Source organism: Streptomyces sp. NPDC003027 (assembly GCF_053591435.1).
Map to the genome: position 1 here is coordinate 12,736 of NZ_JBSFTU010000022.1, position 24,220 is coordinate 36,955.

Annotated in this window: 14 protein-coding genes; 11 read left to right on the top strand and 3 right to left on the bottom strand. The window is 73.8% G+C overall.

The window, feature by feature from the left end; genetic code table 11:
- The first annotated feature begins 46 nt into the window (after positions 1-46).
- The 7 genes from ACWDX6_RS17565 (at position 47) to moeZ (ending at position 8,659) form a co-directional block, all read left to right on the top strand.
- Entirely contained in the window at positions 47-1,057 is a 1,011-nt protein-coding gene (locus tag ACWDX6_RS17565) for an alpha/beta fold hydrolase (protein WP_451485795.1), read from the top strand.
- A gap of 140 nt (positions 1,058-1,197) precedes the next feature.
- The gene (locus tag ACWDX6_RS17570) at positions 1,198-2,466 is read left to right on the top strand and encodes a DUF3152 domain-containing protein (protein WP_451485796.1); all 1,269 of its coding nucleotides are present in this window, start codon (positions 1,198-1,200) and stop codon (positions 2,464-2,466) included.
- Between the two features lie 220 nt (positions 2,467-2,686).
- Positions 2,687-4,327, top strand: coding sequence for a DUF3492 domain-containing protein (locus tag ACWDX6_RS17575; RefSeq protein WP_451485797.1), 1,641 nt, complete (start codon positions 2,687-2,689; stop codon positions 4,325-4,327).
- 13 nt (positions 4,328-4,340) lie between these two features.
- Positions 4,341-5,549, top strand: a complete 1,209-nt coding sequence (locus ACWDX6_RS17580; RefSeq protein ID WP_451485798.1) for a hypothetical protein — start codon at positions 4,341-4,343, stop codon at positions 5,547-5,549.
- A 177-nt stretch (positions 5,550-5,726) separates the two neighbouring features.
- Positions 5,727-6,686, top strand: a complete 960-nt coding sequence (locus ACWDX6_RS17585; protein WP_451485799.1) for an NAD-dependent epimerase/dehydratase family protein — start codon at positions 5,727-5,729, stop codon at positions 6,684-6,686.
- The gene (locus tag ACWDX6_RS17590; protein WP_451485800.1) at positions 6,674-7,417 is read left to right on the top strand and encodes a spherulation-specific family 4 protein; all 744 of its coding nucleotides are present in this window, start codon (positions 6,674-6,676) and stop codon (positions 7,415-7,417) included. The genes ACWDX6_RS17585 and ACWDX6_RS17590 overlap by 13 nt, the downstream gene beginning before the upstream one ends.
- A 63-nt stretch (positions 7,418-7,480) precedes the next feature.
- On the top strand, positions 7,481-8,659 hold the full coding sequence (moeZ, locus tag ACWDX6_RS17595; protein ID WP_451485801.1) for an adenylyltransferase/sulfurtransferase MoeZ: 1,179 nt from the start codon (positions 7,481-7,483) through the stop codon (positions 8,657-8,659).
- A gap of 111 nt (positions 8,660-8,770) precedes the next feature.
- On the opposite strand, the gene ACWDX6_RS17600 is transcribed toward moeZ, so the two are convergent.
- From ACWDX6_RS17600 to ACWDX6_RS17610, 3 genes are all read right to left on the bottom strand, one after another.
- The gene (locus ACWDX6_RS17600; protein ID WP_451485802.1) at positions 8,771-10,309 is read right to left on the bottom strand and encodes an alpha/beta hydrolase; all 1,539 of its coding nucleotides are present in this window, start codon (positions 10,307-10,309) and stop codon (positions 8,771-8,773) included.
- Positions 10,310-10,368: 59 nt separating this feature from the next.
- Positions 10,369-11,934, bottom strand: a complete 1,566-nt coding sequence (locus tag ACWDX6_RS17605; protein WP_451485803.1) for an alpha/beta hydrolase — start codon at positions 11,932-11,934, stop codon at positions 10,369-10,371.
- Between the two features lie 121 nt (positions 11,935-12,055).
- Positions 12,056-14,719: a flippase-like domain-containing protein gene (locus tag ACWDX6_RS17610; protein ID WP_451485866.1), complete on the bottom strand. Its 2,664-nt coding sequence runs from the start codon at positions 14,717-14,719 to the stop codon at positions 12,056-12,058.
- A gap of 195 nt (positions 14,720-14,914) precedes the next feature.
- Between ACWDX6_RS17610 and ACWDX6_RS17615 the strand changes: the two genes are divergently transcribed.
- The 4 genes from ACWDX6_RS17615 (at position 14,915) to ACWDX6_RS17630 (ending at position 24,176) form a co-directional block, all read left to right on the top strand.
- On the top strand, positions 14,915-15,331 hold the full coding sequence (locus tag ACWDX6_RS17615; RefSeq protein WP_451485804.1) for an MGMT family protein: 417 nt from the start codon (positions 14,915-14,917) through the stop codon (positions 15,329-15,331).
- Positions 15,332-15,480: 149 nt separating this feature from the next.
- Entirely contained in the window at positions 15,481-18,957 is a 3,477-nt protein-coding gene (locus ACWDX6_RS17620; protein ID WP_451485805.1) for an ATP-dependent helicase, read from the top strand.
- A 166-nt stretch (positions 18,958-19,123) separates the two neighbouring features.
- Positions 19,124-22,726, top strand: a complete 3,603-nt coding sequence (locus ACWDX6_RS17625) for a UvrD-helicase domain-containing protein (protein WP_451485806.1) — start codon at positions 19,124-19,126, stop codon at positions 22,724-22,726.
- Between the two features lie 10 nt (positions 22,727-22,736).
- The gene (locus ACWDX6_RS17630) at positions 22,737-24,176 is read left to right on the top strand and encodes a dipeptidase (protein WP_451485807.1); all 1,440 of its coding nucleotides are present in this window, start codon (positions 22,737-22,739) and stop codon (positions 24,174-24,176) included.
- Positions 24,177-24,220: the final 44 nt, after the last annotated feature.

Here is a 24,220-nt window from a genome sequence, read left to right on the forward strand (position 1 = left end):
ACCCCACACACACGCCACCGCGTGATCGTCTCGTAATATTGCGGCCATGTCGTCGACCGAGCTGCCGGAGACCCGGACCGCCGCCGCACCGCCCGCGTCGCGGAACCGCACCGTGCGGGTGGCCAACGGAGAGGAGCTGCGCTCCGTCGCGCTCCCCGGCCTCACGCTCACCGTGCGCGCCCGCCCGGGCAACCGCCCCGGCCTCGCGCCCGCGCTCTACGTCCACGGCCTCGGCGGCTCGTCCCAGAACTGGTCGGCCATGATGCCGCTGCTCGCGGACCACGTCGACGGCGAGGCGGTCGACCTTCCGGGCTTCGGCGACTCCCCGCCGCCCGACGACGGCAACTACTCGGTCACCGGGCACGCCCGCGCCGTCATCCGCCTGCTCGACGCGGGCGGCCGCGGCCCGGTCCACCTCATCGGCAACTCCCTCGGCGGCTCCGTCGCCACCCGGGTCGCCGCCGTCCGGCCCGACCTCGTGCGCACTCTGACCCTGATCTCCCCGGCGCTGCCCGAGCTGCGCGCCCAGCGCAACGCCTGGCCGACCGCGTTCCTCGCCCTGCCGGGCGTCGCCTCCCTCTTCTCCCGGCTGACCCGGGACTGGACGCCGGAGCAGCGGGTCCGCGGTGTCATGGCCCTCTGTTACGGAGACCCCGGCCGGGTCACCGACGAGGGCGTCCAGCACGCGGTGGAGGAGATGGAACGGCGCCTGGAGCTGCCGTACTTCTGGGACGCCATGGCCCGCTCCTCGCGCGGCATCGTCGACGCGTACACCCTCGGCGGCCAGCACGGACTCTGGCGGCAGGCGGAGCGGGTGCTCGCCCCGACGCTGCTCGTCTACGGCGGCCGCGACCAGCTCGTCTCCTTCCGGATGGCGCGCAAGGCGGCCGCGGCGTTCCGCGGCTCGCGGCTCCTGACCCTTCCGGACGCCGGACATGTGGCGATGATGGAGTACCCCGAAACGGTCGCGCAGGCCGTACGGGAACTCATCGAGGACAACCGGGAAAACGAAGCAGACGAAGAAGCCGGCACGACAGACGACAGCGGCGGGAGCTGATCCGGGGCGTGGGACGACATAGTCGGAGGGGCGCCGCGCCCTCTCCCGCCGCCGAAACGGGCCGGCAGGAGGCCGCGGGGCCCGGGGCGGGGACGGGACGCCGCAGGCGGGCGCCCGGCCCGGAGATGTACGAACAAGAGATGTACGGGCAGGACACGTACGGTCGCGAGACGTACGGACAAGCGGCGCGCGGCGAAGAGGCGCGCGGCGAAGAGGCGTACGGGCGCGGACGGCGTGGCCGCTCGCCCCAGGGGCAGACGCGCGGCCGGACGGCGACCGCCTACGGGCAGGGCGCCTGGGACACGCCGGCGCACGGCACCCCGGAGTACGCCACCCCCACCGATTCGCGCGTACGGGGAGGGCATCCCGATCGCGGTGACGGGACCCCCCGGGCCGAGCGGTACGGCGACCGGCAGGACGCTCCCCGTACCGCCCCACGACCGACGGGCCCGCAGGCGCCGTTCATCCCCGGCCAACGGCGTGAAGACCCCGCCGTGGCCCCGGTGGCGACGCCCGCCGAGGCGCCCACCGGCGACCGGCCCGGACCGCGCCCGGAGGAGGAGCCCCGGCCCGCCAGGAGCGGCGGTCTGGGACGCACCCTGACCGGTATCGCGGCCGCCGCCGTCACCACCGTCCTCGCCGTCGTCGTCGCCGGTCAGGTCGCCGAAGGGCAGTCCCGCAACCCCCTCGCCCGAGCGGCCGAAGACCCCGCCGGGCGGGCCGCCGACGGCACCGCCTCGCGCTCCGACGACCGCCTGACCCCCACCAGACCCGTACCGCGCGAACAGGCCCCGCCGGCCGCCCAGCCGACGTACGAGCAGTTGATGACCCGTCAGTTCCCCATCGACCCCCGACTCCGGGGATCGGGCGACTTCGAGGCCGTCCCCGGCTTCGACAAGGCCCCCGGCAAGGGGCGGAAGATCCGCTACCGGGTCGATGTCGAGAAGGGGCTTCCGCTCGACGCGAAGCTTTTCGCGAGGGCCGTGCAGACCACCCTCAACGACGAGCGGAGCTGGGCCGGAAAGGGTGCGATGACCTTCGAGCGGATCTCCAGCGGAGAACCGGAGTTCGTGGTCACCCTCGCCAGCCCCGGCACCACCGCCACCTGGTGCGCGAAGTCCGGTCTGGACACCACCGTCGACAACGTCTCCTGCGACTCCGCCTCCACCTCCCGCGTGATGATCAACGCCTTCCGCTGGGCGCGGGGCGCGGAGACCTTCGGGGACCGGGCGATGCCGGCCTACCGCCAGATGCTCATCAACCACGAGGTGGGCCACCGACTCGGCTACGGCCATGTGACCTGCCGTACGCCCGGCGCGCTCGCACCCGTGATGCAGCAGCAGACCAAGTCCCTGGAGATCGACGGCATCAAGTGCCGCCCCAACCCCTGGGTGCACCCCGGCGACTGACGGCGGATCTGAGGCGGGCCGCAGCCTGACCCAGCGTGACCCCGCCACCGCATAGCGCGACAGAACGCGCCCGTGGTGTGAAAGTTACGTGCATTCACCCCTTCCGGTGGCGCGATGGACAACCGTCCGTCGCGCCACCGGCATATCCGCTTACGTTCTTCCCGCTGAAGCGTCGCCGGACCGAAGGCGGCGGCCGTCAAGGGAGATCGGGGGTGTACTGATGCGGATCGGACTGCTCACGGAGGGTGGCTACCCGTACGCCACGGGTGATTACAGGCTCTGGTGCGACCGGCTCGTTCGCGGGCTCGCCCCGCACGAGTTCGACCTCTACGCCCTCAGCCGCAGCGCCCGCCAGGAGGACGGCGGCTGGGTCGACCTGCCCCCGCACGTCCGGCGCGTCCGCACGGCGCCCCTGTGGGCGCCCGAGGACGACGGCCACACCTACGGACGGCGCGACCGGCGGCTGTTCGCCGGACACTTCCGCGCCCTCGCCACCGGCCTCTGCGCCGAGCCGGACCGCGCGCACGGCGGCGGCGAGGAGAGCGCGGACGCCTTCGCCGAAGGGCTCTACGGCCTCGCCGGACTCGCCCGCGAGCGCGGCGGACTCCACGCCGCCCTCCGCTCCGAACTCGCCGTCCGCACCCTCGAGTCCGCCTGCCGAGCCCCCGGCGCACGCCGGGGCGTGGCCGCCGCCACCGTCCCCGACCACCTCGCCGTCGTCGACCAGCTGGAGCGCGCCCTGCGCCCGCTCTCGCTCGACTGGTACGACGACGACGGGCTCGGCGCCGTCGACCTCTGCCACGCCGCCTCCGGCGGTTCCGCGGCGCTGCCCGGCCTGTTGGCCAAACGCTTCTTCGGCACCCCGTTCCTGGTCACGGAGTACGGCGTACACCTGCGCGCCCACTACCTCACGGCCCCCGACGCGCCGCTCTCCGCGCCCGTACGCGCCCTGCTCGCCGCCTTCCAGGGCCGGCTCGCCTCCGAGATCTACCGCCAGGCCGCACTGCTCACCCCCGGCAACACCCACGCCCGCCGCTGGCAGGAGAGGTGCGGGGCGGACCGGGCCAGGATCCGCACGGTCTACCCCGGCATGGAGGCGGAGCGGTTCGCCGAGGTCGGCGAGGACGAGGAGAGCGGCGACCCGACCACGCTCGTCTGGGTCGGCCGGGTCGAACCCGCCAAGGACCTGATCGCGCTGCTGCACGCCTTCGCCGAGGTGCGCAGGGCGCAGCCGGACGCCCGGCTGAGGATCATCGCCGCTCCCGTGCGGGAAGCGGGCGCCGAGGCGTATCTCGCGCACTGCAGGGCGCTCGCGGCCCAGCTCTTCCCCGACGAGGCCGCCGGGGCGCACGCCGTCGGCGAGAACCCGGTCGCCTTCGAGGAGATCGGCGGCCCGGAGGCGCCCACGCTCGCCGAGGCGTACGGGGCGGGCGCGGTCGTGGTGCTCTCCAGCGTCGTCGAGGGCTTCCCGATCAGCCTGGTCGAGGCGATGTTCTGCGCCCGGGCCACGGTCTCGACGGACGTCGGCGCGGTCGTCGAGGTCATCGGCGGCACAGGGCTCGTCGTACCCCCGCGCAATCCGCGGGCGCTCGCCGACGCCTGCCTCGCGCTGCTGCGCGACCCGGAGCGCCGCTACCGCCTGGGCGCCGCCGCGCGCGCCCGCGCGCTCGAACTCTTCACGGTCGAGCAGAACCTGACGGCGTTCCGCGGCATGTACCTGGAACTCCTCTCCCGCGCGCCGGTGCGCCGCCGCGCCGACGAGGGCGTTCCCTTCGGCCACCCGGCGGAGGCCTACGTCCCCGGTGCCTGGGCGGATCAGCCGATGACCGCTACCGCCGGCGCGGGAGACCACGATGCCTGAAGGAGGCACCCCCATGCGCGGCCCCGCCGCCCCCACGAGCCCCGGACCCTGGGACTCCCACTCCGAGGCGCTGCTCCGGACGAAGGCCCTGACGACCGAGGAGCCCGCCGCCCCGCCGGCCGACGGGCTCTCCGGGGGCCCGGCGGACTCCGGTGCCCGCCCGCGGCCCGATGCCGCTCCCAGGCCCGTCCGGCGCGGGCCCGCCGACCCCGTCAAGGCGCTCATGCACCGGCACCGGGAGCTGTGCGAGCGGGCCGTCGACGCCCTGGAGATCGCGGCCGGGCTGGAGGCCCACGGAGTCACCGACCGGACCGCCGCGCGGTTCCGGCACCGGGACGTCTTCTCGCTCGCCGAGGAGCTGTACGCACGCGTGCCCCGGGGCGACGAGCCCCCCGCGCCCCCCGCGCGGGAGACGGGCGTGCGCGCCGGCTGGGCGGGGTGGACGCTGCGCGCCCTCGCGCCCGGGGCCGTCGCCGCCCTCGCCGCCGCAGGACTCGCTCTCACCGAAGGACCCGTGCGCCTCGCCGTCGGCGCGGCCGGGGTCCTCGGCCTGGCCGTCGCGCTCGCCGTCGCCGCCCGGCGCGGCCCCCTGCGCGCCGCCGGCCGCACCGTCCCCGCCGCCCGCGTCTGGACCCTCTGGCTCCTCGCGTACGCCGTCGGCGGGGACGGTCTTCTCCACGAGACGCTGACCGGCGGGCCCGACGAGACCTGGGAGCTCACCACCGGCCCGCTCGTCGGCCTCGCCCTCGCCGTCGCCCCCGCCGCCTGGTGCGCGCACCTCTTCGCCACGCGGGCCCGCCGCAGGCTCGCCGCTAGCCGGGGCCTGGAGGACTTCACCGCCGGCACCCGCCCGCTCCTGGTCGTCACCGTCGCGCTCCACACGGCCGTCGTGGCCGCCCTGCTGAGCCTGACCGGCTTCACCTACGGCGCCCTCGCCCTCGGCACCCTGCTGCTGCTCGCCCGGCTGCTCACCGTGCACGGCTTCCCCGAGACCGCGGCGAACGGTCTCGCCGCCGCCTGCGCCGCCGAGGCGCTCGCCGTCGCGACCGTCCTGGCCGCGCGGATCCCCGGCCTCGACATCCTCGCGGAGCCCGTCCGCACCCTCGTCGACCACGGGGGCCCCGGCGCCCTCCCCGCCCTCGTCTGCGGCGCCGCGGCCGCCGGCCTCCTGGCCCGCGCCACCGTCGCTCTCTCCCGGGCCTCGGCCCACGCCACCCCCTAGGGAGCGTCTGCCCCCGTACGCCGGTCCGCCCGATCGGCACGACCCCCGAACCCCGGCGCACCCGCGGAGCCGACGCCGCGGGCGCGCCCACCGCGCAGGACCCCCATCCCAAGGAGACGAAAGAGACATGACCTCCCTACACCCAGCAACGGCCGGTCGGCGCGAAGGGGCCGCACGATGAGGGTGCTGCTGCTCGGAGCCAATGGATTCATCGGCCGTTTCGTCGCCGACCGGCTGCTCGCCGACCCGGCCGTCCACCTCACCGCCCTCGGGCGCGGCGACGACGCCGACGTACGGTTCGACCTCGCCGGCGGCAGCCCCGGCGCCCTGACCCGGTTCCTGGACGCCGTCCACCCGGGCGTCGTCGTCAACTGCGCCGGTGCCACCCGCGGCGGCGCCCGCGACCTGACCCGGCACAACACCGTCGCCGTCGCCACCGTCTGCGAGGCCCTGCGCCGCAGCGGCTGCGGCGCCCGGCTGGTCCAGCTCGGCTGCGCCTCGGAGTACGGGCCCTCCCAGCCCGGCTCCTCCACCGCCGAGGACGCCGCGCCGCGCCCCGGCGGCCCGTACGGCGTCTCCAAGCTCGCCGCGACCGAGCTGGTCCTCGGTTCCGGACTCGACGCCGTGGTGCTGCGGGTGTTCTCCCCGGTGGGGCCGGGCACCCCCGCCGGCTCCCCGCTCGGCCGCCTCGCCGAGGCGATGCGCCGGGCCATGCAGGCGGGCGACGGCGAGCTCAAGCTCAGCGGCCTCGGCGTGCAGCGCGACTTCGTCGACGTACGGGACGTGGCCCGCGCCGTCCACGCCGCCTCGCTCTCCGCCGCCCAGGGCGTCGTCAACATCGGCACCGGACGGGCGGTCAAGCTCCGCGACGCCGCCGCCGTCCTCGCCCGGGTCGCCGGATACGCCGGGACCCTGCACGAACTGGACGGACCGCCGCAGCGGCCGGTCATCGGCGCGCCGCGCACCGAGACCATCGCCGAGCAGCTGGCCGCCGCGCCCCACCCGTACCCCGACGGCTGCGGCGGCTGGCAGCAGGCCGACGTCCGCACCGCTCGCGACCGGCTCGGCTGGCGGCCGCGGATCAACCTCGAGGAATCCCTCGCCGACATCTGGATGGAGGCGGCATGCCGCATCTGACGACGGGCACGACCGGGGCCGTCCAGGAGATGGGCTTCGGCGTCCCCGGCTACGCCCACCCCCTGGTGGCCCCCGTCGAGTGGGCCGAACTCACCCGTCCCGGGACCCCTCTGCACTGGGCGGTCCTCAACGTCGCCGAGGGCCCCGGGGCCCGCCCCGACCCGCACTGTCTGGAGGCGGCCGGAAAGCTGCGGAACGCCGGGGTCACGGTGCTCGGGCATCTGGACCTCCACCACGGCTCCCGGGCCTTCGGCGAGATCGTCTCGGACGCCCACCGCTTCCTCGAGTGGTACAAGGTCGACGGCTTCTTCCTGGACCGCTGTCCCACGGACCGGGCGGACCTGCCCGAGCTGCGGCGGATCGCGGCCACGCTGGAGACGGTGCTCGACGGAGAGGCCCATCTCGTCCTGGGCCATGGCGCCCACCCGTACCCCGGCTACGCCGAAGTCGCCGACCAGCTGGTCACCTTCTCCGGTCCCTGGACGGATTACCGCTGGTCACAGGTGGCCGAGTGGACCGCCGAGTATCCGCCGGAGAAGTTCGTCCATCTCGTCCACGGGGTGCCGCGCAGCCATCTCGACGAGGCGATGCGGATCGCCCGCTGGCAGGGCGCGGGGACGATCTTCTTCACCGACCGCGGAGGCCGGTCGGGACAAACCGACCCATTCCACACCCTGCCCGGCTACTGGGACGAAATCGTCTCGCGCATTGGACCAGGTGTCTCGGAATGAGAAGGGGCGTGGCAGTGTTACGGGGAGAACAACCGTACTGACATACCGACCAACGGAGCCCCCGTGTCGCTGCCACCCCTGGTCGAGCCGGCTGCCGAGCTCACCGTAGACGAGGTCCGCAGGTACTCCCGCCACCTGATCATCCCTGATGTCGGGATGGACGGGCAGAAGCGGCTGAAGAACGCCAAGGTGCTGTGTGTGGGCGCCGGTGGCCTCGGTTCGCCGGCCCTGATGTACCTCGCGGCGGCCGGCGTCGGCACGCTCGGCATCGTGGAGTTCGACGAGGTCGACGAGTCGAACCTGCAGCGTCAGATCATCCACAGCCAGGCGGACATCGGCCGCTCCAAGGCCGCGTCCGCGAAGGACTCGGTCCTCGGCATCAACCCGTACGTGAACGTGATCCTCCACGAAGAGCGGCTCGAGGCCGAGAACGTGATGGACATCTTCAGCCAGTACGACCTGATCGTCGACGGCACCGACAACTTCGCCACGCGCTACCTGGTCAACGACGCCTGCGTGCTGCTCAACAAGCCGTACGTCTGGGGTTCGATCTACCGCTTCGACGGCCAGGCCTCCGTCTTCTGGTCCGAGTACGGCCCCTGCTACCGCTGCCTCTACCCCGAGCCCCCGCCGCCGGGCATGGTCCCGTCCTGCGCCGAGGGCGGCGTCCTGGGCGTGCTCTGCGCGTCCATCGGCTCCATCCAGGTCACCGAGGCCATCAAGGTCCTCGCCGGTGTCGGCGACCCGCTGGTCGGCCGGCTGATGATCTACGACGCCCTGGAGATGCAGTACCGCCAGGTCAAGGTCCGCAAGGACCCGAACTGCGCGGTCTGCGGCGAGAACCCGACCGTCACCGAGCTCATCGACTACGAAGCCTTCTGCGGCGTCGTGTCCGAGGAGGCCCAGGAGGCGGCGCTCGGCTCGACGATCACTCCCAAGCAGCTCAAGGAGTGGATCGACGAGGGCGAGAACATCGACATCATCGATGTCCGCGAGGTCAACGAGTACGAGATCGTCTCGATCCCCGGCGCGCGTCTGATCCCGAAGAACGAGTTCCTGATGGGCACCGCCCTCCAGGACCTGCCGCAGGACAAGCGGATCGTCCTGCATTGCAAGACGGGTGTCCGCAGTGCGGAAGTCCTCGCGGTGCTCAAGTCCGCGGGCTTCGCCGACGCGGTGCACGTCGGCGGCGGCGTGATCGGCTGGGTCCACCAGATCGAGCCCGAGAAGCCGGTCTACTAGACCCGGAGACGTCCACTGGACCTGGAGACGGGTCTGCTGGACCCCGAGATGTGAGAAGGGCCCGGACCTCAGGTCCGGGCCCTTCTTTCCGTCCATCGGTACGCGCGTCTCCTACGAGCAGGTCTTGCCGTACGCCGGGACCTTGCCGTCCAGCAGATACGCGTCGATCGTCTTCGTCACGCAGGACGCCGTGCCGTAGGCCCCGTGCCCCTCGCCCTTGTTGGTGACGAGGACGCCCACGCCCTTCCCCAGCTCCTTCGCCATCCGCTCGGCCCCCTCGTACGGCGTCGCCGGGTCACCGGTCGTACCGACCACGAGGATCGGGCCCGCGCCGGGCGCGCTCACGTCCATGTCGGCCACCTCGCCCTTCACCGGCCAGTTCGCGCACCAGCCGGCCGTGTCCCAGGCCAGGAGCGGTCCGAACACCGGCGACACCTCGCGGAACTCCGGAAGCAGCGCCCGCGCCTGTGCGGCGGTCGGCCGCGCGGAGGAGTCGGCGCACGAGATCGCGCGCTGGGAGTGCGACTGGGTGGAGTAGTGCCCGGACTCGTCGCGGTCGTTGTACCAGTCCGCGAGCTGGAGGAGTTCGCCGCCCGAGCCCTTCTCCGCCTGCTTCAGCGCCGACGTGAGCATGGGCCAGTTGCCTTTGGAGTACAGCGTGATCGCGATGCCGGTGACCGCGAGCCCCTCGGTCAGCTTGCGCTCACCGACCGGCAGCGGGCGGGCGTCGAGCCTCTTCAGCAGAGCGGCGATCCGCCGGGTGCCGGCCTTCGGGTCCTCACCCGTGCTCTTCAGGTAGTTGTTCAGCGCCCGCTGGAAGCCCATCGCCTGGTTGCGCGCGTGGCCCGCGGTGTCGGCGGTCGGGTCGACGACGGCGTCCAGGACGGTCCGGCCAACGTTCGACGGGAACAGGTGCGCGTAGGCGCCGCCGAGCTGCGTCCCGTACGAGATGCCGAAGTAGTGGAGCTTGTCGTCCCCCAGGACCTGCCGGATCAGATCGAGGTCGCGGGCCGTGTTGGAGGTCGTGGTGTGCCCGATGACCTTGCCCGAGCGGCGGGCACAGCCGGCCCCGAAGTCGGCGCCGTCCCGCAGGTAGGCGGCCTCCTCGGCCCCGGTGTCCGGAGACGGGTCCCATCGGGTCTCCGCCTCGGCCTGCTCCTTGTCGTCCCGGCACACGACACCGGCGCTGCGCCCGACGCCGCGCGGGTCGAAGCCGACCAGGTCGTACCTCCGGTTGAGCCCGCCGTACTCGGCGGCCGCCCGGGGGAGGATGTCGACCCCGGAGGCCCCCGGACCGCCGAAGTTGAAGAGGAGCGAGCCGATCCGGTCGCCCTTGGAGCGGGCCTCCTTGCGGATCAGCGCGATGGGGATCGTCTCGCCGGAGGGCTTCGCGTAGTCGAGCGGGACCTTCACGGTCGCGCAGCGCCAGTCGGAGCCGGGCCTCTCGCCGCCCTCGGGGGCGGCGCAGCTCTTCCAGTCGGGGCGCTGGGAGGTGAGCGAGGCGGGCAGGGCGGAGGACGAGTCCGGGGACGTGGCGCCGTCGGCGGACGGGGTCGTACCGGGGGTGTCGGTGGCGGCGCCGGGGCTCGTGCAGCCGGCGACCAGCAGCCCGGCGACGGCGAGGACCGCCACCCGTATCCGAATGGACATGATCAACAACCCCCGCGATCCGGACCGGAAAACCGCCATCCTAGGCGGCGGTCCGTGGGCTACTTGCAGACGGTCCCCGAGGCCGGGACCTTGCCCCGAAGGAAGTACGCGTCGACGGCGGCCTGCACGCACTTGTTGCCGCTGTTGTAGGCGCCGTGGCGGGTGCCCTCGTACGTCAGCTCCACGCCGACGCCCTTGCCCAGCGCGTCCACCATCGCGCGGGCGCCCGCGTACGGCGTCGCCGGGTCGCCGGTGGTGCCCAGCACCAGGATGGGGGCCGAGCCGGGGGCGGAGACGTCCGGGTGGTCCCAGGTGCCGGGGACCGGCCACTGCGAGCAGCTCGCCAGGGCCCAGCCCATGGAATCGCCGAAGACGGGCGAAGCCTCGCGGAACTCCGGGAGCCGCTCCTTGGCCTGCCCCAGGGTGTAGCGCTCCTTGAAGTCCACGCAGTTGATGGCCGTGTTCGCCGCCTGGATGTTGCTGTAGCGGCCGTTCTGGTCCCGCCCGTTCATCGAGTCGGCGAGAGCGAGCAGCAGGCCGCCGTCGCCGCCGTCGGCCGCGTCCAGACCCTGTTCCAGGTACTGCCAGTACTCCTCGGTGTACAGCGCCTGCACGATGCCGCCGGTGGCGAGGGTCTGGGTGAGCTTGCGCTCCCCGATGCCCCGGATCGGCTTCTTGTCGAGTTCGGCGAGGAGCCCGGTGATGAACGACTGGATCTCGGCCACGTTCGAGCCGGGCAGGGTGCACGCGTCGCCGCGGTCCACGCAGTCCTTCGCGAAGTTGTCGAGCGCGAGCTGGAAGCCTTCGGCCTGGGCGAGGGCGCCTTCCTCGGTGCCGGCGCCGGGGTCGACGACGGCGTCGAACAGGGCGCGGCCGACGTTCCCGGGGAACAGATGGGCGTACACCCCGCCCAGTTCCGTTCCGTAGGAGATGCCGAAGTAGTGGAGCTTGTCGTCGCCGAGCACCTGGCGCATGAGGTCCATGTCCCGGGCGGCGTTCGCGGTGCCGACATGGGGGAGCAGGGCGCCGGACTCCCGCTCGCAGCCGCTCGCGTACTTCTTCTGCGCGTCGGAGAGGACCCGTTCCTCGGCTGTGTCGTCGGGCGTGAAGTCCAGGGAGTAGTAGGTGTCCAGCTCCCGGTCGGTCGCGCACTCGACGCCCTCGCTCCGGCCGACGCCCCGGGGGTCGAAGGAGACCAGGTCGTAGCGGGAGCGGAGGTTCTCGTAGGCCGGGGCGAAGGACGGCAGACCGGTGAGGCCGGAGCCGCCGGGGCCGCCGAAGTTGTAGACGAGCGAGCCGATCCGGTTGCTCCGGTCGCGCGCCCGGGCGCGGATCAGGGCGAGCTCGATGGTCTCGCCGTCGGGCTCGGCGTAGTCGAGGGGCGCGTCCATGAACGCGCACTCCCAGGAGGCGCCCCCGGGGAGCGGCGAGGGGCTGGCGGCGCCGCCCGCGGTGGGAGGTCGGCAGGGCCCCCACTCCAGCTGCTGCGAGGCGAACCTGGCGAGCCCGGTGGCGGTGGGCGTCTCCGGCGCGGCGGCCTCGTCCCCGCCGTCCGTGCAGCCGGCGGCGAGCAGCACGGCGGAGACGGTGAACAGGGCGGCACGCTGCGCGGCGGAGATCGGCATAGAGCCATCGTGTGCCGGGCTCGTCCGCCCCGCGCGGGCGCATGGGCCACGCGGGTGGCGGTACGGCAGGGGGCGGCGGCTCCCGGACGGGGCGGCGGTTCCGGGGCCGAACCAGCCGCCCCTAGAGCGCGCCCTGCTTCGTCAGCCAGTTGAAGCAGAGCCAGCCCGGCAGGACGGGCAGCCACAGCGTCAGCAGGCGGTAGAGCAGCACCGCGGGGGTCGCGACCTCCAGCGGGAGGCCGACCGCCACCAGGCCGAACGTCAGCGCGCCCTCGACGGCGCCGACACCGCCCGGCGTCGGCGCCGCCGAACCGAGCGCGTTGCCGGCGAGGAAGACGACAGCCACGCTCGCGTAGCTGATCCCCTGGCTGTCGTGACCGAACGCGCGGATCGAGGCGTCGAGGCAGAGCACGAAGAAACCGGTCAGGAGCAGCATGCCGCCGATGCCCGTGATCAGCTTCATCGGCCGCTGGAGCACGTCCAGCATGCGCGGCACCACACCCGCGAAGAGCGACCGCAGCCGGGTCGACACGAACTTGCGCATGAACGGGATCGCGGTGACCACGAGGACCAGCACCGCCACCGTCAGCAGACCGGCGATGACCGTCCTCGACGGGGTGAAGGACTGCGACTTCTCCGTACCGGTCAGATAGCCGAAGGCGAGCAGCAGCATGATGTGCGCGCCCAGCCCGAACAGCTGCGAGGCGCCGACACTCGCCACCGCGAGCCCCGGCCGCACTCCCGAGCGCTGGAGGAACCGGGTGTTCAGCGCGACACCGCCCACCGCCGCCGGGGCGACGATCTTCACGAACGACCCGGCGACCTGCGCGACCACCGTCCGCCAGAACCCGACCCGCTCCGGTACGAAGCCGAGCAGGCTCATCGCCGCCGCCACATAGCTCAGCGCCGAGAACAGCACCGCCGCCGCCACCCAGCGCCAGTCGGCCTGGCTGATGGTGGACAGCGGTGTGCGGGCGATCTGCGAGAGCAGGAAGTACGCCGCGACGGCGCCGGCGATCAGGCTCACCAGGGTGCGCGGCTTGATCCGCTCCAGGCGGACCGGCTCGACGGGTGCCTGCGGCCGGATCAGCAGCACCTGCTGGCGGATCTGGGCGAGGAGGTCCTCGTCGCGGGCCTCGTCGAGCGCCTCGTCGAGGGCCCGCTTCTCGGCCTGCTTCTCGGCCTTCTCGATCCTCCGGTCCGACCTGCGGTCGAGTTTCGCCTCGCCCTCGGCGGTGGCGGCCTCCACCCTGGCCCGCTTCGCCGCCTCCGAGGCTTCGAGGACGGCCTCGCGCTCCCGCTTCGACCGCTCCCTGGCCATTTTCCGGAGCGTCGCGCGCGTGGAGCGGCTCAGCGCGATCGGCTGGAGGAGGGGGAGACAGTCGGCGATGGCGTCCGGACCGAGAACCTCCACGGCGGCGGCCACCGCCCGCTCGGCGCCGACCCGCAGACCGAGGGTGGTGAGCAGCTGGGCGATGTCCATCCGCAGCACCAGGTCGCCCGCGGCGATCTCACCGCCCCGCAGATCCGTCAGGATCACCTTGCCGGAACGATCCACCAGGATCGCGTCCCCCGTGAGCCTCCGGTGCGCGATCCGGCGCGACTGCAGGGCCCGCACCTGATGCCAGGCGCTGCGCACCAGCTCGTCGGTGATCTCCTTGTCCTCCAGCGAGTCCAGGGTCCGGCCGCCCAGGTGCTCGTACACGAGCATCACGGCGTCGGGTCCCAGCTCGGAGGTGGCGATCAGCTTCGGCGCGTTGGCGCCGGCGGCGATCGCCGCGTACGCGAGGAGGGCCTCCTGCTCCAGCGCCTGGCGCAGCGAGACGATCGAGCGGCGGGTGGTGATCGCGCGCAGGGTCAGCCGGCGCCACGCGCGGTAGAAGAAGCCGTGCGCCTGCTGCTCCCGGTCGACGACCGTGACGTCGAGGGGCGGCCCGTCCTCCAGCGTCACGATGTAGCGGCGGCCCCGGTCGCCGGTGTCAGCGGAGTCCGGCACGCCCTCCGCGCGCATGGCCGTGACCGGCCGGAAGCCGACCCTGCGCAGGCCGGCGAGGAGTGTCTGCCCGGTGGGCCGGACGTTGGGGGAGCCGACCGCGTACAGCGTTCCGTACGCCACGGTCCAGCCGATGAGGACGGTCAGGATGACGGAGAAGGCGGTGGTGTAGCCGGCCACCAGCATCGTGAACGCGTCGAGCAGCAGGACCGCCCAGAGCACCACCCGCCAGCGGGGCCTGCGGGCCATGCCGACGGCCGTCATGTACGCGATGACGGGCGCAAGGTAGTTGTGCACCGGGTCGGTGAGACCGCCACCGGCCTGCGGCTGGGTCAGCGCGTCCTGGATGGTGCCGGGCGCGGCCTTGGCGACCCAGAGGTCCGTGGCGAGGGTGACACCGTGGGCGAGGACGGCGGCGAGGACGCCGTCGGCGATCCGCAGCCCGTCGCGTTTGATCAGCCGCTCGATGGCGAAGGCGACCGGTACGAGCAGCACGGCGATGCTGGAGACCAGGCCGGCGATATTGACGAAGAGGTCGGGGGCGCCGCCCGCGCCCTTGTTGATGTCCTGCTCGAGGCCGGAGGTGGTGCCGTGGGCGAAGGCGGCGATGGCGATGACGACGGCGATCGCGAGGACACCGACGAGGAGCCGCATGAGGTCGGAGGGCCGGTGCACACGGGCGGCGAGCAGGGGCTCGTCGACGGAGACGCGTTCGCTGGGTTCCCCGTCGGAGGCGGGCACGCCGGGGTGAGCCCCCTCCTCCGGAGGCTGAGCGTCGTGCCCCATCACCATGTCCGTCTCTGCTTGTGCCACTTTTACCACTTGCGTGGATTGTCCGTCTTGTTCGTTCCAGGCGTCTTGTTCGAAGTGCTCGACCCGGTGCTCCGGTCGCCCTCGGTCTCGTCTCACCCGTCACCGCCCGCACGATGGTGGCACGAAGCGGGGCCCGACGGAGGCATCAGGGGGTTGTCGGTGCGGTGAGGCAGGATGGTCCGGATGAGCGCCGAGGAACCTGAGGATCTTCCCGCCGAGCCTCCCGCGGAACCCGCCGATGATTCCGCGGCGGATCCCGCCGCGGAGCTTCCCCCGTACGCGGAGCGGGTGCTGGACGTCGCCGAGCTGATCCCGCCGGGCCGCGTGATGACCTACGGCGACGTGGCCGAATGGCTGGACGAGGGCGGGCCGCGCCAGGTCGGCCGTGTGATGGCCCTGTACGGCGGCGCGGTGCCGTGGTGGCGCGTGGTGCGCGCCGACGGCACGCTGCTGCCCGGCCACGAGCTGCGCGCGCTTCGCCACTACCGCGCGGAGGGCACGCCGCTGCGCGAGGCCGGGCGCGCCGCCGAAGGACATCTGCCGAAGCTCGACATGCGGCGGGCACGGTGGGATGGCGGACCTCACACGTGACAGCTTCCGCCATGGCACGACGGGGCGGGCGGTCGCAGCACCGTACGGAGTACGACTCGGACGCCGTTCGTATCCCGTAACGTCGTCGTTCGTCCCGTACGGGTCTCCCCTCAGCACCAGCACACCATCCACCAGGACCGGCGATCCACGTGAGTACCTCCTCCACCACCCGACGTACGCGGCGGGCCCCCGGCGCGTACCGGCTGGTGCGTACCGCGCCGGCCCCGGTGGATCCCCCTCTGCTGGACGCAGCACAACGTGAAGTGGTTGACCACGCCGGCGGACCACTGCTCGTCCTGGCCGGACCGGGCACCGGAAAGACGACGACCCTCGTGGAGGCGGTCGCGGCCCGTATCGAGAAGGGGGCGGACCCGGAGCGGATCCTGGTCCTCACCTTCAGCCGCAAGGCGGCGGTGGAACTGCGCGACCGGATGGCGGCGCGACTCGGCGGCGCGAGGCCGCCACAGGCGACGACCTTCCACTCGTACTGCTACGCCCTGATCCGCGCCCACCAGGACGCCGACCTGTTCGCGGAGCCGCTGCGCCTGCTGTCGGGACCCGAGCAGGACCTCGCGGTCCGCGAGCTGCTCGCGGGCCAGATCGACCTGGAGAAGGCGGGCCTGGGCCGGGTCCGGTGGCCCGACGAACTGCGGGCCTGCCTGACGACACGCGGTTTCGCCGACGAGGTACGGGCCGTCCTCGCGCGCTCCCGGGAGCTGGGGCTCTCCCCCGGGGCGCTCGCCGAGTTCGCCCAGCGGGTGGGGCGGCCGGACTGGAAGGCGGCGGCCGGGTTCCTCGCGGAGTACCTGGACGTCCTGGACCTGCAGGGGGTTCTCGACTACACGGAGCTGGTGCACCGGGCGGTCCTCCTCGCGGAGCGCGTGACGCTGCCCGAGTACGACGCGGTCTTCGTCGACGAGTACCAGGACACGGATCCGGCACAGGTCCGTCTCCTCGCGGCCCTGACGGGCAATGCGACAGGGACCGCCGGGAGGACGTCCGTGCGGGGCGGTGGCCGGGCGACCGGCGGGCGCACGGTGGTCGCCTTCGGCGACCCCGACCAGTCGATCTACGCGTTCCGGGGGGCCGACGTCAACGGCATCCTGGACTTCCCCGACACCTTCCGCGGCCCGGACGGCCGACCCGCGGCCGTCCGGGTCCTGACGACCTCCCGCCGCTCGGGCGCGGGCCTGCTGGCGGCGACCCGGCTCCTCACCCAGCGCATGCCCCTGCCCCGGCTGCCCGCCGACAAGGTGCGCGCCCACCGCGACCTGGCGGCGGTGCGGGGCGGGGGGCGCGTGGAGGCGTACACCTACCCGACCGCCTCCACCGAACTCGACAACATCGCCGACCTCCTGCGCCGGGCCCACCTCGAAGACGGCGTCCCCTGGCACGCCATGGCCGTCCTGGTCCGCGCCCGTACGCCGATCCCGGCACTGCGCCGCGCCCTGACGTCGGCGGGCGTCCCCCTCGAAACCGACACCGCCGACACTCCGCTCCGCCACGAACCGGCGGTCGCCCCCCTCCTCCTCGCCCTTCGCGCGGCGGCGGCGGCGACCCCGCCGGAGCAGACGAGGCCGGACGGTGTCCCCGAAGGGGACGGGGAGGCCGAGTCGGGCTCGCAGAGCGGTGCGGGCGCCGAGGCGGGCGATGGGCGTGGGGCGGCCGGGGCATCCGGGGCTGCCGCGACCGGTGGGGTCACCGAGACCCGCGAGGCAGCCCAGGCCGACCGTGGCGGGCCGGGTGCCACCGGTTGGCTCGACACCGAGACCGCGCTCGCCCTGCTCGCGTCGCCCCTCGCGGGGATGGACCCCGCCGACCTCCGGCGGCTCGGGCGGGCCCTGCGCGACGAGGAGCGGGCCGGCGGCAACAACGTGCCGCCCCCCTCCGACGTGCTGCTCACCCGCGCCCTCGCCGAGCCCGAACGCCTCGTCGCCCACGACCAGTCCTACGCCCGGGGCGCCAAGCGCCTCGGTGACCTCCTGCGGCAGACCCGCGACCGCCTCGCCACCGGCGGCACCGCCGAAGAGGCCCTCTGGATCCTGTGGAACGGTACGCCCTGGCCCGGCCGCCTGGAGCGCGCCGCCCTGCGCGGCGGCGCCGCCGGGCGCAACGCCGACCGCGACCTCGACGCCGTCTGCGCCCTCTTCGAGACCGCCGCACGCGCCGAGGACCGCGTCGGCGGCCGCGGCGCCCTCAACTTCCTCGAAGAGCTCGACGCCCAGGACATCGCCGCCGACACGCTCTCCAAGCGCCAGGCCCGCCCCGACGCCGTCCGTCTCATGACCGCCCACCGCTCCAAGGGCCTGGAGTGGAGCCTGGTCGTCGTCCCGGGCGTCCAGGAGGGCCTCTGGCCCGACCTGCGCCGCCGCGGCTCCCTCCTGGAAGCCGACCGCATCGGCCGCGACGGCCTCGCCGAGCCCCTCACCCCCGGCGCCCTCCTCGCCGAGGAGCGCCGCCTCTTCTACGTCGCCGCGACCCGCGCCCGCGACCGCCTCGTCGTCACTGCCGTCAAGGCCCCCGCCGAGGACGGCGACCAGCCCTCCCGCTTCCTCACCGAACTCGGCACCGAACCCAAGGACGTCCCCGGCCGCCCCCGCCGCCCCCTCGCCGTCGCCGCCCTCGTCGCCGAACTGCGCGCCACCACCGTCGACCCGGCCGCCTCCGACGCGCTCCGCGCCGCCGCCGCCGAACGCCTCGCCCACCTCGCCGCCCTCACCGACGACGACGGGCAGCCCCTGGTGCCGGCCGCGCACCCGGACCGCTGGTGGGGCCTGTTCGAGCCGACGCACAGCACCGTCCCGCTCCGCGACCGGGACCGCCCCGTCACTCTCTCCGGTTCCGCCCTCGACCAGCTCGCCAACACCTGCTCCCTCCAGTGGTTCCTCGGCCGGGAGGTCAAGGCGGACGCACCCGCCACCGCCGCCCAGGGCTTCGGCAACGTCGTCCACGTCCTCGCCGACGAGGTCGCCTCCGGCCGCACCCCCGCCGACCTCGACGTCCTGATGGCCCGCCTCGACTCCGTCTGGGACGGCCTCGCCTTCGACGCCCCCTGGAAGTCCGCCCAGGAGAAGGAGCACGCGCGCGTGGCGCTGGAAAGGTTCCTGCGCTGGCACGTCATGGACCGCGGCGGCCGCACCCCGGCCGCCACCGAGCACGACTTCGACGTCACCCTCGAAGCCGGTGAGTACGAGGTCCGGATCCGCGGCTCCATGGACCGTGTCGAGGCCGACGAGCACGGCCGCGCCTACGTCGTCGACTTCAAGACCGGCAAGTCCGCCCCCACCCGCGACGAGGTGGCCCACCACCCCCAGCTCGCCGTCTACCAGCTCGCGGTACGCGAAGGAGCCGTCGACGAGGTCTTCGGCGGCCGTCGCCCGGACCCGGGAGGCGCCGAACTCGTACAGCTGCGCCAGCCGGCCCCCAAGAAGGAGGGCGGGGACGCGCTCCCGAAGGTCCAGGCGCAGGAGCCTCTGGCGGGGGAGTGGGTCGGCGACCTGCTGGCCACCGCGGCCGGCCGCGTCCTGGACGAGCGCTTCACCCCCTCCACCGGCCAGCACTGCACCCACTGCGCCTTCCGCGCCTCGTGCAGCGCCCAGCCGGAGGGCCGCCACATCGTCGAATGAGCCACGGCACGGCACCACCCCGCGGACCGGCGGACCGGCAGACCGGCGGACATGGCCTGAGCGGAGTCTCCAAGCTGAACCCGAACGCCCCCAGCTGACCCGCGCCTGAGCCCGACCACTGACAGCCCGGGCGGGGCTGTCAGTGGTCCCCGTTAGCCTCTCTGGGGTGACCGCACGCATCACCGACCCCGAGCAGCTCAAGGAGCTCCTCGGCATCCCGTTCACCCCGGAGCAGACGGCCTGCATCATCGCGCCGCCCGCCCCGCAGGTCATCGTGGCCGGAGCCGGTTCCGGCAAGACGACGGTGATGGCCGCCCGGGTGGTCTGGCTGGTCGGCACGGGCCAGGTCGCCCCCGAACAGGTCCTCGGGCTCACCTTCACCAACAAGGCCGCCGGCGAACTCGCCGAACGCGTCCGCACCGCCCTCGTCCGCGCCGGCGTCACCGACCCGGACGTCATCTCCCTGTCCCACCTGTCGCCCGACCACCACCCCTCAACGACGGCGGTGCCCGCCGACCCCTACTATTCGCCCGGCGAGCCCCGCATCTCCACGTACCACGCCTTCGCCGGGCAGCTGCTGACCGACCACGGTCTCCGGCTCGGCCTGGAGCCCACCTCCCGGCTGCTCGCCGACGCCACCCGCTACCAGCTCGCCGCGCGCGTACTGCGCGAAGCCCCCGGCCCGTACCCCGCCCTGACCAAGTCGTTCCCGACCCTCGTCAGCGATCTCCTCGCCCTCGACGCCGAGCTGTCCGAGCACCTCGTCCGTCCGCAGGACCTGGAGGCGTACGACTCCGAGCTCCTCGACGACCTCGCCCGCGCCAAGCTCTCCAACGCCGACCTGCGCAAGGTCCCGGAGACCGCCGCCGCCCGCCGCGAACTGCTCGACCTCGTCGTCCGCTACCGCACCGCCAAACGCTCCCGCGACCTGCTCGACTTCGGCGACCAGATCGCCCTCTCCGCCCAGCTCGCCACCACCCGCCCCGAGGTCGGCGCCATCCTCCGGGACGAGTTCCGGGTGGTGCTCCTCGACGAGTACCAGGACACCTCCGTCGCCCAGCGGCTGCTGCTCTCCGGCCTCTTCGGCGGAGGCACCGGACACGCCGTGACCGCCGTCGGCGACCCCTGCCAGGCGATCTACGGCTGGCGCGGAGCGTCCGTCGCCAACCTCGACGACTTCCCCGCCCACTTCCCGTACGCGGACGGCACCCCCGCCACCCGCCACGCCCTCTCCGAGAACCGGCGCAGCGGCGGCCGTCTGCTCGACCTCGCCAACAGGCTCGCCGCGCCCCTGCGCGCCCTGCACGCGGGCGTGGAGGCGCTGCGCCCGGCACCCGGCGCGGAGGGCGACGGCACGGTGCGCGTCGCGCTGCTGCCCACGCACGCCGAGGAGATCGACTGGCTCGCCGACTCGCTCGCCCACCTCGTCCGCACCGGCAGGGAACCGGGCGAGATCGCCGTCCTGTGCCGTACGGCGACCGACTTCCCTGCCATCCAGGCCGCCCTGGTCGCCCGCGACGTCCCCGTCGAGGTCGTCGGCCTCTCCGGGCTCCTGCACCTGCCCGAGATCGCAGACCTGGTCGCCGTGTGCGAAGTCCTCCAGGACCCGGGCGCCAACGCCTCCCTCGTCCGCCTCCTCACCGGCCCCCGCTGGCGCATCGGCCCGCGCGACCTGGCCCTCCTCGGCCGCCGCGCCCGGCTCCTCGTGCACCGCGAACGCGCCGGCGCCGCCGCCGACGACGACCGGCGGCTCGCCGCCGCCGTCGAGGGCGTCGACCCGGCCGAGGTCATCTCGCTCGCCGACGCGCTCGACACCTTCCTGGACTCCGGTGGCGAGGACGACGGCCTGCCGTTCTCCGCCGAGGCCCGGGTGCGCTTCGCCCGCCTCGCCACCGAGCTGCGCCAGCTGCGCTCCTCGCTCGCCGACCCCCTGATGGACGTCCTGCACCGGATCCTCGCCACCACCGGCCTGGAGGTGGAACTCTCCGCCTCCCCGCACGCGCTCGCCGCCCGCCGCCGAGAGACCCTCTCCAACTTCCTCGACATAGCGGCGGGCTTCGCCTCCCTGGACGGCGAGGCGACCCTGCTGGCCTTCCTCGGCTTCCTGCGTACCGCCGCGCAGTACGAGAAGGGCCTCGACAACGCCCTCCCGGGTGGCGAGAACACGGTCAAGGTCCTCACGGCGCACAAGTCGAAGGGCCTCGAATGGGACGTGGTGGCGGTTCCCGGCCTGGTCGCCTCCCAGTTCCCCAGCGGCAGGTCCCGCGAGTCGTGGACCTCGCAGCCGCAGGTCCTGCCGCACGCCCTGCGCGGCGACGCCGCCACCCTGCCGGACGTGGACAGCTGGGACGCCGCCTCCCTCAAGACCTTCAAGGAGCGGATGCGGGACCACCAGCACACCGAGGAGCTCCGCCTCGGCTATGTGACCTTCACCCGCCCCCGCTCCCTGCTGCTCGGCTCCGCCCACTGGTGGGGCCCCGCCCAGAAGAAGCCGCGCGGCCCTTCGGAGTTCCTCACGGCCCTCCACGACCACTGCGCGGCCGGCTTCGGCGAGATCGAGGCCTGGGCCGACGAACCGGAACCGGACGCCGAGAACCCCTCGCTGAAGGAGGCGACCGCGGACCAGGCCTGGCCCCTGCCTCTGGACCCCGCGTCCTTCTCCCGCCGCCGCGCGGCGGCGGCGGCGGTCGAGGCGGCGCTGCGGGCACACGTTCGGCCCGGGCGCTCGGAGCGAGACCGGGATACCTCCGGGGGAGGGTGGGCGCACACCGCGAACACGCTGCCCGCGCAAGCGCGAGCACTCCAGGGCCCACAGGGCCCACAGGTCCCCGAGGACCTCTGGCCCGAAGAGGAGCCTCTCTGGGACGACGAGCCTCCATGGGACGACGAGGGGCTGCCGGCCGACGAGGCGCCCTCGGCCTCCGGCAAACCCCCGGCCGACGACGCGCCACCGGCCGACGAGGTCCCCGCGCCCCGAGCGCCCAGGGACGACGCGCCGGAGCCGGTCCTCACCCCGGAGGAGGTCAGAACCCTCGCCTCCTGGGACCGCGACCTCACCGCGCTCACCACCGAGCTCCGCCGCGCCCGCGCCACCACCCGCGACGTCCTCCTGCCCGCCTACCTCTCCGCCTCCCAGGTCCTCCGCCTCGCCGCCGACCCCGACGGCTTCGCCCAGGACCTGGCCCGGCCCATGCCCCGCCCGCCGCAGCCCGCGGCCCGCCGCGGCACCCGGTTCCACGCGTGGGTGGAGTCCCGGTTCGAGGAACTGCCGCTCCCCATGCTCGGCCCCGACGAACTCCCCGGCGGAGAGGACTTCGCCGGCGAACCCGAGATCGTCGACGAGCGGGACCTCGACGCCCTCAAGGAGGCCTTCGCCCGCACGCCGTACGCCCGCCGCACCCCGTACCGCGTCGAGGTCCCCGTCCATCTCTCCCTCGCCGGACGGGTGATCCGGGGCAGGATCGACGCCGTCTACCAGGACCCGGAGTCCGGTGCGTACGAGATCGTCGACTGGAAGACCAGCCACCTCCGCACCGCCGACCCGCTTCAGCTGGCGATCTACCGTCTCGCCTGGGCCGAGCAGCACGGCCTGCCCGTCGAGGAGGTGGAGGCCGCCTTCGTCTACGTGCGCAGCGGAGAGGTCGTACGGCCCCGGCGCCTGCCCGGCCGCGCCGAGCTCGAGGACATCCTGCTCGGCGGAGAGGAGCCCGCTGCGGAGGGCGGTCCGGAGGGCGGACCGCCGGACCGCCCGGCCCGGGGCGCCGGATAGGCTCGGGACCATGAGCTACACCCCGGACAGCGCCGTCCAGACCGCACGTACCCAGGCCGTACGCACGTACATCGAGCAGCACCGCGCCGCCTTCCTCGACGACCTCGCCGAGTGGCTGCGCATCCCCTCCGTGTCGGCGCGGCCCGACCACGCGGCGGACGTACGGCGCAGCGCCGGCTGGCTCGCGGCCAAGCTGGCGGAGACGGGGTTCCCGGCGGTCGAGGTCTGGGAGACCGACGGCGCGCCCGCCGTCTTCGCCGAGTGGCCGTCCGGGGACGCCGGCGCTCCCACCGTGCTCGTCTACGGCCACCACGACGTCCAGCCCGCCGCCCGCGAGGACGGCTGGAACACCGACCCGTTCGAGCCGTACATCACCGACGGCCGGATGTACGCGCGCGGTGCCGCCGACGACAAGGGCCAGGTCTTCTTCCACACCCTCGGCGTCCGTGCCCACCTCGCGGCCACCGGCCGCACAGCCCCCGCCGTCAACCTCAAGCTGATCGTCGAGGGCGAGGAGGAGTCCGGCTCCCCGCACTTCCGCGACCTCGTCGAGTCCCACGCGGACCGGCTCGCCGCCGATGTCGTGATCGTCTCCGACACCGGCATGTGGTCCGAGGACACCCCGACCGTCTGCACCGGCATGCGCGGCGTCGCGGACTGCGAGATCCAGCTGTACGGCCCCGACCAGGACATCCACTCCGGATCCTTCGGCGGAGCCGTGCCGAACCCGGCCACCGTCGCCGGCCGGATCGTCGCCGCGCTCCACGACGAGAACGAGCGCGTCGCCGTGCCGGGCTTCTACGACGGCGTCACCGAGCTCTCCGACGCCGAGCGCGCCCTCATCGCCGAGCTGCCCTTCGACGAGGCCGAGTGGCTGCGCACGGCCACGTCGCACGGCACCCTCGGCGAGGCCGGCTTCACCACCCTGGAGCGGGTCTGGGCCCGCCCCACCGCCGAGGTCAACGGCATCGGCGGCGGCTACCAGGGCCCCGGCGGCAAGACGATCGTCCCCGCCTCCGCCCAGCTGAAGCTCTCCTTCCGGCTGGTCGCGGGCCAGGACCCGGCCAAGATCGAGCTCGCCGTGCGCGACTGGCTCGCCGCCCAGGTCCCCCAGGGCATCCGGTACGAGATCGTCTTCGGCGCCCCGACCCGGCCCTGCCTGACCCCGCTCGACCACCCGGCCCTGCGGGCGGTCGCCCGGGCCATGAGCCTGGCGTTCGACGGAGCCAAGATCCGTTACACCCGAGAGGGCGGATCGGGCCCGGCCGCCGACCTCCAGGACGTCCTGGACGCTCCGGTGCTGTTCCTCGGCATCTCCGTACCGTCCGACGGCTGGCACGCCCCCAACGAGAAGGTCGAGCTCGACCTCCTCCTCAAGGGAGTCGAGACCACCGCTCATCTGTGGGGCGACCTGCCCGCTGCCCTCCCGGCAGCCGTCCCGCAGCGCTGAACGCTGAACCCACACATCGAACCGGGGGAGTTGGAAGCACCTGT

Excerpts from the sequence above, each read along its gene's own strand:
- ACWDX6_RS17565 (WP_451485795.1), top strand. The coding sequence starts at position 47 with ATGTCGTCGACCGAGCTGCCGGAGACCCGGACCGCCGCCGCACCGCCC.
- ACWDX6_RS17570 (WP_451485796.1), top strand. The coding sequence starts at position 1,198 with ATGTACGGGCAGGACACGTACGGTCGCGAGACGTACGGACAAGCGGCG.
- ACWDX6_RS17575 (WP_451485797.1), top strand. The coding sequence starts at position 2,687 with ATGCGGATCGGACTGCTCACGGAGGGTGGCTACCCGTACGCCACGGGT.
- ACWDX6_RS17580 (WP_451485798.1), top strand. The coding sequence starts at position 4,341 with ATGCGCGGCCCCGCCGCCCCCACGAGCCCCGGACCCTGGGACTCCCAC.
- ACWDX6_RS17585 (WP_451485799.1), top strand. The coding sequence starts at position 5,727 with ATGAGGGTGCTGCTGCTCGGAGCCAATGGATTCATCGGCCGTTTCGTC.
- ACWDX6_RS17590 (WP_451485800.1), top strand. The coding sequence starts at position 6,674 with ATGCCGCATCTGACGACGGGCACGACCGGGGCCGTCCAGGAGATGGGC.
- ACWDX6_RS17600 (WP_451485802.1), bottom strand. The coding sequence starts at position 10,309 with ATGTCCATTCGGATACGGGTGGCGGTCCTCGCCGTCGCCGGGCTGCTG.
- ACWDX6_RS17605 (WP_451485803.1), bottom strand. The coding sequence starts at position 11,934 with ATGCCGATCTCCGCCGCGCAGCGTGCCGCCCTGTTCACCGTCTCCGCC.
- ACWDX6_RS17610 (WP_451485866.1), bottom strand. The coding sequence starts at position 14,719 with ATGGTGATGGGGCACGACGCTCAGCCTCCGGAGGAGGGGGCTCACCCC.
- ACWDX6_RS17615 (WP_451485804.1), top strand. The coding sequence starts at position 14,915 with ATGGTCCGGATGAGCGCCGAGGAACCTGAGGATCTTCCCGCCGAGCCT.
- ACWDX6_RS17630 (WP_451485807.1), top strand. The coding sequence starts at position 22,737 with ATGAGCTACACCCCGGACAGCGCCGTCCAGACCGCACGTACCCAGGCC.